Genomic DNA, 8,440 nt, shown 5'->3' with positions numbered 1-8,440 from the left:
CGGGCATCGCTGGCAACGGCCTGAGGTCCTGGTTCATGTCCCCACGGCTGCGATCGGATATTCCGCAATCACAGGAGCTCAATCACCGCTTCCTGGCCTCACCGCAACTTGCGACACGCTCCTAGTCGCTCCAGCTCTGGGTTAAGCGGAAATGCCTGCCCATCACCACCCCTACTGATGTTTGCCTTGAAACTGCCATCGGTGCTGCTGCGCAACATGGCGCCAATAACCTGGCCGCCAATTACCCAGACCCGCAGGTCCTTTCCGGGTCTTGTACCGATGTACTGCTGCAGGATCAGGCTCTGGGAGCGATCCAGCCCGGAGACCAGCTCCATCAGGTCACGGAAGCTGGCTGGGTCACGGCTGAGCACAACCCCGTCGCCATAAGAGCCAACCAGCAGCTTGATGACACAGGGAAACCCAATCTGTTGGGCGACTAGATGGGGATCGACTGGAAAGCGCACCAACATGGTGCGTGGGATTGGCAAATTACTCTGGGCGAGGATTTGGTGCGCGTAGAGCTTGTCCTTGACCGCCTCGATGGCGCTGCTGCGATTCACCACAGCCACACCCAGGTGCTCCAGCTGGCGCAGGATCGCCAATGAGAAGTAATCCGTGCCACTACCAGTGCGGGGCAGCAAGACATCGGGGAGTTGAACCTCAGCGCCGCAACGCCGAATTGATCGCCGGCCACCACGGCTAACGATTAGATCGATTTCTTCTGGTGCGACGGTCTCAAAGCGGATGTCAAGAGAGCGCGCCTCCTCCCGCAACCGCGTCAGCTCAAAGGGCTCGACCATTCCGGTCGGTCGCTTTTGAAGCACCCAGAGATCCATGCCAGACCCATCCACGAACTCACTTTTCTCGTGGCGAGGCCATGGCTACAAGCCTTTTCAGCACAGGGAAACGCTGCAGGCGCAACAGGCAAAAGAGCAGTAGCTCTGCTACAGCAGAAGCATCCTTGATCCAATCCGAGCGGTGAACGTGATCGGCACGATGTCCTTCCAGTTCAAGCCCACCCCCACTGAAATATCCGCGTCGACCTGAGCACTCGCCATGGACGCACCCACACCTATTGCCCTGCCCTGTCCACTCTCTGCCGGCTGGGAGGTTGTCGAGCAGCGGCTGATCGAACCAAGCCAGGGGGGTGGCTTCTCGGCCGGGGCCTACCGCCCAGAAGTTGATGAGTTGTGGCTGCTGAGCGATGCTCCCCGCGGCAGCATCAGCCGCTGGCGTGGCTTCCGAGCCGGCGGACTGAAGGGTCTCGTGCCGCTGCCACCCCTACCGCTGAAGCAGCCGCAGCCCATGGACGGCGAAGGGCTGGTGGTTGAAGCCCAGCACTTTTGGGTAGCCACTGAGGGGCGGCTGCAACCTGCCCAACCCGCTGCGTTGCTCCGCTACGACATGGCCGCAGGTTCGCTTCTGAGTAGCCGGGAGTTGCCGCAAGATTGGCGCCTCCAACCCAAGCGTGGACTGCGCAGCAATGGGGGCCCGGAGTCCCTGAGCCGTTCACCTGTAGACGGGGCCTTGCTGATGGCGGCTGAACAGCCCCTGCTGCAAGATCCACCTGATCGCGTACGGCTGCTGCGCTGGGCGCCCGATGCCAGCGGCGCCTTGCAACCTGCAGAGCTGCGCCCCTTGGCCCTGCCACCTGGAGGTTGGGGGCTCACCGATCTCCTGGCCAGCAAGCAGGGACTGCTCGGTTTGTGGCGACGGTTTACGGCACCCGATCAGTGGCAGGCGCGACTGGTGCTGTATCCAGCCAGCGCCATCACAACCAACGCCACCAGCAACGCTGAAGTCCCCCCCGTGGCACCACTGATCAGCTGGAATCTGCTGCAGCTCGGTCTTGCTCCAGATAACTGGGAAGTGTTGCTGGCGGCTCCGCCCCTTGGCGATGGCCGACCAAGCTTGCTGCTGGCGACAGACGACAACTTCAATCCCCTGCAACGATCACACCTTGCCCGGCTGGCGCCGCGCCAGCTGCCGGGCTGCTCAGGGCCACCCCAGCAATGAAACAGCAATGAATCGCTCCGCGCTCAAACGCCGCCAGCTGCTCGAATTACTGGGCATCGGTGCTGGCAGCAGCGCCGCTGCCATGCTGCTCCCGCAGCTTGAGGTGCGCAGTCGCGGCACGGCGGGGGATGCTGCCCTGCCCTTTGTGCCCGTGCGTGCACCTCTGCCCCTGCCTGCTGACGGGCTGAGTGCGGCAGACCAACGGCGCATCTATCGGACGTTCAACGTCGACGACAAACTGCTGGTTCCCGAGGGCTATCGCGCCGAGCTGATTGCTGTCTGGGGGGATCTTCTCGCCACGGGTCGCTTTGGCTTCAACAACGACTACCTGGCATTTCAGGCCCTGCCTGGCGGGAAGGCCTTGTTGAGTATCAACTTCGAATACATCAGCCCGCAGACCTGGTCGGCAGGTTTTTCAGAAGCCGTGGGCACCACTCTGCCGCTGGAGCCTTTGCAGCAGTCCCTGGCCAGCCGCGGCGGCAGCGTGGACGTGGCCAGCCTGACTGCGAACGACCCGCTGCGTTCGCTGATCGAGGCCGTGGCCCGTGCTGCCATGGCTGATCTCGGCATCGGCGTGCTCGAGCTTGAGCAGGGGAGCTCAGGCTGGCGCCGCCTCGGCGGCAGTCGCTATGAGCGGCGCATCGATGGGCTCAGCGGGCTCAGCCAGCAGGAGCAGGCACTGCGCTGCAGCGGTCCGGCGGCGGCGGTGTTTCGCCACAGCCAGCCGCTTGGCTACCGCGACGGCCTGGGTGATCGGATCATCGGCACCTTTGCCAATTGCGCTGGCGGCACCACCCCCTGGGGCACCGTGCTGAGCGCTGAGGAAAACTTTCAGTCGCAGGTACCCGAGGCCGTCTATGCCGATGGCTCGGCGGCTTCTCCCGAGAAGCGGCCGTTCCGCTGGGATGGTTCACGCCTCGACGGGCTCGGCAATCCCTTTGGGCTGGCCGGCAACAAGTACGGCTGGATGGTGGAATTCGATCCCCGCGAGCCAAGCAAACCCGCGGTTAAGCACAGTCTTCTGGGCCGCTTTCGCCATGAAGCCGTTGCCGTTGTGGCGCGGTCCGGGGAGCCGCTGGTGGTGTATTTGGGTTGCGATCGCCATGGCGGTCACTTTTACCGCTTTGTCAGTGAGGGGCTCGTGCAAGACCCGCTCGATCGCACCAATTCGCGGCTGTTTGCAGCCGGGCGCCTGGAGCTGGCCCGTTTCAACGCAGAAGGCAGCGGCACCTGGATTGCCCTGGAGGCCACCACGGCGGTGCAGCCGCAACCCCCCAGTCATTACGAACGCTTTGGCTGGGAGCAGCCGGTCGTGTTGCCCCACAGCGACCGCCAGCGCAGCGGCAGTGAAGCGCTCAGCAGCGATTCCGCACTGCAGGCCTACTGCAGCCGGTACAAAAAACTTGGCGATCTTTACCCTTTGGGCGGCGATGACGTGCAGGCGCAGCTGCGACAGCAGGGGGCGATCTTGATCGATGCCCATCTAGCCGCCAACGCTGCTGGTGCCACCGCATGCCCCAGGCCAGAAGACACCGATATCGACCCGATCAACGGCGACCTGCTGATCGCTTTCACGGCGGCGGGCCGTGATGACGGCGGCTGCAGTGATCCGGCGGTCTTCCGCGGCCCCAAAGGCGAATCCCTCTGGCCCCACGGTTGGGTGATGCGCCTGAGCGATGGCGGCGCTGGCCGAGGCGCCCGCTTCCGCTGGCGGATGGTGGCCGCTGGCGGCCTGCCCTGGGAGGGCGGGCTCGGTTTTAGCCATCCCGACAACCTCGCCTTCGACCCATCCGGCAACCTCTGGCTGGTGACCGATCGCTCTGGGGATGCGGACCTCGATGTGTTCGGCAACAACAGCTGCTGGCTGCTGCCGCGCGCAGGTGCAATGGCGGGACAGGCCCTCTGCTTTGCGATCGGTCCGGTGGGGTGTGAGCTGTGCGGGCCCTGCTTCGATAGCGATGGCCGCACGCTGTTTCTGGCGGTGCAGCACCCAGGCGAGGGCCAGGGTGTGCGCCAAGGCAAGGAGGTGGAAGCCCAAGCCCACAGCCTGGTCGATCGAAACGGTCAACGCTTCGATCAGCTGCGCTGGGTGCCGCTGGGCTCTAACTGGCCCTCAGGCGTGCCTGGCCGGCCTCCCCGGCCAGGAGTGGTGGCGATCCGACGGCTGAACAACCAACCGCTGAACGCTCCCTCTATTTGAGCAGCTCAGATTGGGATCGATAGCTCATGTGGGACTCAACATCGGCACCTGGATTTAGTCCGCCAACACCGATGCAAACCTTCCACCTGGGACACCGTAGCTGGAATCCCCTCCAAGCCCACCATCGCAACCGGCAGGATTACCACGCTTATTAGCGACCAGCGCCGCCCCAAATGATGCTGCCTAGCCATCAATCGGAAAGCAATGGCAGGCCAGCCGGGCGAGCAACCAACAACCGCTGAAGTTCATCGGCAAGTTGTTGCTTGAAGCTTCTCCATTCGGGAGATTTGATCACATCTCTGCTGATCGCCAGGGCCAGCCTCTGACTGGCCTCCACATCACTGGGGTAGTGCACACCGCAGTAAGCACGGGCGTAGCCCCCTTGCGAGCCCACTGCCATGACCCGCTCCCGCCGTTCTGGAAGCATATCGGCCAACAGCAGCCCGGCCGTCGCAAACCAAGTTGCGTGGCCGCTAGGAAACGACCACCCCCCCTCGAGGGGAAGACAGGGCTTGAACTCGCCATGGCTCACAAATGGCCGGGGCCGGGCAAGGCTGTCTTTGAGTTGGTCCTTCACGGAATCCACCTGTGCCAGATACTGCACCAGCGCCTTGGAGAGCTTGGGTGCGGTCTTGGTCAGATCACTGCCGATGGCAGGCTCAAACGGACTGAGATTGCGGTTGAGAAAGCGCCAGCTGTGGAGAAGCCCTCAGCCGTTCTGGTGCGCTGATTCCAGCGCAAGATTGCCAGGTCGTGCGCCTCTGCCAGGCTTCCAGCAGCGGGAGGATTGCCAATCGCCTCTAGATAGCGCTTTGCTTCAAGCTGCGGCCCTACTGCTGACACGGGGCCTTGAGCGAGCGCGGCAGGGCCTTGGGCCAGTTCCAAGCCGGCCGACAAAAATACGCTGAACCAGATGACCCTTTTCATGCCCGAGCTTGATGAATAGCCTGCTTGTAATCCTGCCCGACAATGGTTAAGACTTCCTGATCCATGCCGATCTTTATTGCAACCCACGCCATTGCACAATCAGCTGCTGCAAGAAGAACTATCGCATTAAGATCGTATTAATCTGAGCTCAAAGTCAGCAATCATGGCAAATCTGTAGCCCTCAATACTACAGAGCCCCCGTAAAGTTGATCAGCCAACTCATCCGTGGAGAAAATCGGTGCGGATTACACGCTCCGGTCAACAGCACCTCATCGTGCTTTCCAATGACGAGTCCACAGCTCTGATGGAGGCCTGCGCCCTGGTGGTGACGGCCGTTCATTCCCATCCGGGCCTGAACCTCCCGCCAGCGATGCAAACCGTGCTCTGCCAGCTGTTCACAGGACTGCGTTCCTCAAGCAAGCAGCCCCGCAGCGCCCAAGGGTGATCTAGGCCATGGCCAGGAGCCTGGTAGCGCTCAGCTTTTTACTCCCGGCAAAACCGCCGCTCGTGCTGGGCACCGGCGAGCATGCGGTTCCAGTAGGGGGCGGGCTCCTGCTTGTAGTTGAACTCGGCCATGAACATTTTGCCGTAGCCGGTGATCAGCGGGCAGCAGCTTTAGCTGGAGTAGGCAGCCGCCAGGGGCAAGCCATCGATGTAGGGCAGCAGGTTTGCCACCACCTCGGGCGGACCCATCGGCGGGGTCACGTTCAGTAGGTCGTAGGGAATCACCTCCTCGAGGCTTGTCTTACCCTCGCTCAGCTGGGCTCTGCGGCCAGCGGGGATTACACAGGCGATTCAGGCGAGACTCGCTAAAATGAAAGCGCTGTGGTCCCGGCCCTGGGAAAATGCAGCGGAGCTTGACAGCGGCATAGCAGAGGCAAAGGATTAGGCTCGCAAGCGTTCACGATGAACAAAAACCAAGACAGCCACAAGTGTCTTGCGGTCACTTCCGCTAGTTCCGCAGCGGGATACTGCTTTGACGGGAGGGTGCTCTGTGTTGGCGTCTTGATGACTGGGATTCCAGATGCGATGGCGGTATTCATCGTTGATCACCCGCAATGGGATCAGTACAGGCTGATGCAGCCCGCAGTGGTCAAGCACTACCTAGATGGATTGTTTCGCGGACCAAACCAAGGGCTCGGTGAGCCGGAAGCGCTATCAAGATGAGGCCATGAAACATCTATCCGGCAAAAGCAAACCGAAGTGGCTGGTGCTGGCCAGTAAAATGCTGGCCGGGACCGTTTTTGTTGCCATGACCATCAGCGTTCTTCCGGCGCTGCTGCTGATGTCGCTCGTGATGGCCTTGCTGCTGATACCTGTCTTGAGGCAGGTTCGCAAGGAGGCAGAAAAGTCTGGAATTGAACTGAATTCACCTCCAAAAAACATGGTCAATGTCACACCTTTACATCGCCGCTTGCAACAAGACCTCTTGAAATATCTTGGCCTTATACGTTAACTTTAGGGGGTGCTGCCGGGGCCAGTCCTGACTGCTTTATGGAGAGATCACGAGCATGGGCTCATACTTTGAGCGACATTTCTTCCTGGCTGCAACGCCGAAACATGTAGCCTTTGCCTCGCGTTGTAAGAATAAGCTCGGGAGCCTCTACGTCCTCCTCCACTTTTGCGCGCAGTCGTGATATGTGAACGTCTACTACTCGACTGTCGTTAGATCTCGTGGGCTTATACCCCCAAACCTGCTCGAGGATGTCAAGTCGACTGACTGGCTCACCCGCTCGCTTAATCAATAGCTCTAGCAGGCTGAATTCCATTCCCGTTAGACGGATGCGCTCATCACCGCGATAGGCTTTGCGGCGCGTTAGATCAACCCTGAAATTCCCTACAATCAGCCAATGACTGCTAGCAGGCTTTCGGTCAGCGCCATTATTTATTTGCTTGCCGCTGAAAAGCAATGGAGAGCTTCTTCTCAGCACACAGCGAATACGTAGCTCAAGCTCTTTTGGGCTAAATGGCTTGAGTATGTAATCATCGGCGCCAAGCTTTAGTCCAGTGAGGCGGTCGCCTACATCACCCAAAGAAGTGAGCAAAATAATCGGCACTTCTGATTGAGCTCGGATCCGCTCGGTCACAGCGAAACCATCAAGCTCTGGCATCATCACGTCAAGAACAAGTGCATCCGGCTCAAAGCTGCGGAAGAGTTCAAGCGCCTGCATCCCATTGACTGCCGCAGCCACCTCAAAGCCAGCTAGGCGCAGCCGCGTTTCCAATATGCGCCTGATGTTCGACTCGTCATCAGCGATCAGTATTCGGATGGTATTGGTACGACGTTCTGGGATCAAGACACACCAAGCGCTCAAGATGCGGCAACAAATAGGTGGAATCTCCGTTGATCGCGGATTGCGAACAAGAATCGTCACATAAGCAGCTGCCCTATCCGCCGCTCCTTGCTCTTGCTCCTAACGGCTCAAAGCCTCAGTCTTTAGTTTCTGCATCACCCTCGGCGTGAGCAGGCCTAATCAGCCCACCAGCTGGAGGTGCCGGCTGCTGAACAGCTCGCCCGTGCAGTTCACCGGCAGTAACGACGAGCGACCAGCTCGGTACCAGGCATCTACCAAGGCAGTGCTTGAGCGGGGGTAGAGCTCTCCAGCCAAGATCCAGAGCTCGTCATGCAGCACCTGCGTCTGATCTGGTGTGCCTACGTACCAAGGCGACTCAGGGTCCTGTGACAGCTCCTCATGGAGCAGCAGGAGTCCCTCTAGTACGCAGTTTGCGAGCTCAGGCGTCATTGGCTTTATTGGACGCACCTTGCGGTGCACCTACCCAAGAACGTCTATCCACGCACACCAAGGTGCGCCAGATCAAGCACTGGCCTCCGGCGGGTTGCCCCGCGGGACGAAACGGGGCTTGCAAGAGAAGGCTGCCTGTTGGGTGATTGAGCACCTCTGCGGCACCAGGGTCCCGGTGGCGGCATTCTTCGAAAACCTGCAAGACGGGATCTCCGTGCCGGACCTTTTGCATCGACCACCGGATAGGGGTGATCAGCCGGGCTTGTCGGTGCCATCAGCCCTGCTGCTGCCCAGTTGAGCCTCCAAGTGGGCCGGAAGATGTGAATTGGTGTTAAGTTCAGATGAGCGAGCGGTATTCCGCCCCGCATCTACCTACCGCTTCCAGTCAAGGCCTTCGAGCTGAGACCTGGTTAGCGCTTCCCCAACCGTTCTCATGACAACCACTATTCAGCAGCGCCAAGGCGCTTCTGCGTGGAACCAGTTTTGCGACTGGGTCACCTCCACCAACAACCGCCTCTATGTGGGCTGGTTCGGTGTGCTGATGATCCCCTGC

At 60.5% G+C, this 8,440-nt stretch carries 9 protein-coding genes and 1 pseudogene; 6 read left to right on the top strand and 4 right to left on the bottom strand.

Annotated elements, in window-relative coordinates:
* Window positions 1-98 precede the first annotated feature (98 nt).
* Window positions 99-836 (bottom strand): RimK family alpha-L-glutamate ligase, encoded by a 738-nt coding sequence (locus tag KBY83_RS14905; RefSeq protein ID WP_255020349.1) that lies wholly within the window; start codon window positions 834-836, stop codon window positions 99-101.
* A 220-nt stretch (window positions 837-1,056) separates the two neighbouring features.
* Here KBY83_RS14905 and KBY83_RS14900 point away from each other — a divergent pair, with 220 nt between their 5' ends.
* Together KBY83_RS14900 and KBY83_RS14895 are read left to right on the top strand one after the other, a co-directional pair.
* Window positions 1,057-2,016: an esterase-like activity of phytase family protein gene (locus KBY83_RS14900; RefSeq protein ID WP_255020348.1), complete on the top strand. Its 960-nt coding sequence runs from the start codon at window positions 1,057-1,059 to the stop codon at window positions 2,014-2,016.
* A 7-nt stretch (window positions 2,017-2,023) separates the two neighbouring features.
* The gene (locus KBY83_RS14895) at window positions 2,024-4,216 is read left to right on the top strand and encodes a PhoX family phosphatase (RefSeq protein WP_255020347.1); all 2,193 of its coding nucleotides are present in this window, start codon (window positions 2,024-2,026) and stop codon (window positions 4,214-4,216) included.
* A 190-nt stretch (window positions 4,217-4,406) separates the two neighbouring features.
* Here KBY83_RS14895 and KBY83_RS14890 read toward each other — a convergent pair whose 3' ends face one another.
* Window positions 4,407-4,820 carry a phosphatase PAP2 family protein gene (locus KBY83_RS14890; protein ID WP_255020346.1) on the bottom strand — a complete coding sequence of 138 codons (414 nt, stop codon included), beginning with the start codon at window positions 4,818-4,820 and terminating at the stop codon, window positions 4,407-4,409.
* Window positions 4,821-5,381: 561 nt separating this feature from the next.
* Between KBY83_RS14890 and KBY83_RS14885 the strand changes: the two genes are divergently transcribed.
* The 3 genes from KBY83_RS14885 (at window position 5,382) to KBY83_RS14880 (ending at window position 6,599) form a co-directional block, all read left to right on the top strand.
* Window positions 5,382-5,588, top strand: coding sequence for a hypothetical protein (locus KBY83_RS14885; protein ID WP_255020345.1), 207 nt, complete (start codon window positions 5,382-5,384; stop codon window positions 5,586-5,588).
* Window positions 5,589-6,049: 461 nt separating this feature from the next.
* Window positions 6,050-6,310 (top strand): DUF2811 domain-containing protein, encoded by a 261-nt coding sequence (locus tag KBY83_RS15555; protein WP_396094136.1) that lies wholly within the window; start codon window positions 6,050-6,052, stop codon window positions 6,308-6,310.
* 4 nt (window positions 6,311-6,314) lie between these two features.
* Window positions 6,315-6,599, top strand: coding sequence for a hypothetical protein (locus KBY83_RS14880; RefSeq protein ID WP_255020344.1), 285 nt, complete (start codon window positions 6,315-6,317; stop codon window positions 6,597-6,599).
* A gap of 61 nt (window positions 6,600-6,660) precedes the next feature.
* Here KBY83_RS14880 and KBY83_RS14875 read toward each other — a convergent pair whose 3' ends face one another.
* Both KBY83_RS14875 and KBY83_RS14870 read right to left on the bottom strand, forming a co-directional pair.
* On the bottom strand, window positions 6,661-7,437 hold the full coding sequence (locus tag KBY83_RS14875) for a response regulator (protein ID WP_255020350.1): 777 nt from the start codon (window positions 7,435-7,437) through the stop codon (window positions 6,661-6,663).
* Window positions 7,438-7,617: 180 nt separating this feature from the next.
* On the bottom strand, window positions 7,618-7,887 hold the full coding sequence (locus tag KBY83_RS14870; protein ID WP_255020343.1) for a hypothetical protein: 270 nt from the start codon (window positions 7,885-7,887) through the stop codon (window positions 7,618-7,620).
* Between the two features lie 433 nt (window positions 7,888-8,320).
* On the opposite strand from KBY83_RS14870, the pseudogene KBY83_RS14865 reads away from it, so the two are divergent.
* Window positions 8,321-8,440, top strand: a pseudogene (locus tag KBY83_RS14865) (photosystem II q(b) protein); the annotation flags it as partial.

Source organism: Cyanobium sp. WKJ7-Wakatipu (assembly GCF_024345355.1).
Classification (GTDB): Bacteria; Cyanobacteriota; Cyanobacteriia; order PCC-6307; family Cyanobiaceae; genus Cyanobium_A; species Cyanobium_A usitatum.
This window is presented reverse-complemented; position numbering and strand designations above follow the sequence as displayed.